This window comes from Oleiphilus sp. HI0125, assembly GCF_001635355.1.
Window position 1 is genome coordinate 1 of sequence record NZ_LWGF01001280.1, and the last position, 830, is coordinate 830.

At 45.7% G+C, this 830-nt stretch carries 1 protein-coding gene; it reads left to right on the plus strand.

Translation table 11 applies throughout. The features are described 5' to 3' along the window. The first annotated feature begins 59 nt into the window (after positions 1–59). On the plus strand, positions 60–788 hold the full coding sequence (locus A3762_RS22260) for an SDR family NAD(P)-dependent oxidoreductase (protein ID WP_068477877.1): 729 nt from the start codon (positions 60–62) through the stop codon (positions 786–788). Positions 789–830 lie beyond the last annotated feature (42 nt).

Genomic DNA, 830 nt, shown 5'->3' on the forward strand with positions numbered 1-830 from the left:
AGTTTACTTACCTTTCAGTGCAATATTTTAGTATTTACTGACTAGGTAAGGATAAATATATGAGCGATAAAAAAGTAGCACTTATCGTTGGTGCTGGAGATGCTATTGGCAGTGCGATCGCTAGAGAGTTTGCCCTGACGGGTTTGAGTGTATGCATGGTTCGTCGCAGTGAAGAGCTAGTCAAAGAGGCAGCCAAAGCACTTAATGATGAAGGCTATGAAGCACGTGGTTTTGGTGTGGATGCACGCAGCGAAGATGCAGTTCAGGAGCTATTCGAAAATATTGAGAACAACATCGGCGAAATCGGAGTGGTTGTATTTAATGTTGGGGCGAATGTGCCTATGAGTATTCTCGATACAAGTGCACGTAAGTTTTACAAGATATGGGAAATGGCTTGTTTCTCAGGTTTCCTTGTCGGAAGAGAAGCTGCTCGCGTAATGAGTCAGCGTAAGCGCGGAACGATTATCTTTACCGGTGCAACGGCAAGTGTACGAGGCGGCGCTATATTTGGCGCATTTGCCAGTGCAAAACATGGTCTCAGAGCCCTCGCTCAGTCAATGGCGCGAGAGCTTGGGCCAAAGAATATTCATGTTGCGCATGTTGTAATTGATGCGGCCGTAGACACACAGTGGATCCGTGAAAACCACCCCGAGTATCAAAAATTTGTAGAGAAGGATGGAGTCGTTCAACCTGCAGATTTGGCAAAAAATTATGTCATGCTTCATGAGCAACCACGCAACGCGTGGACCTTTGAGCTTGATGTCCGTCCATGGGTAGAGAAGTGGTAACGCTCTTACTATTAGTCAACCCAGCTTGAACGTAATTTATAC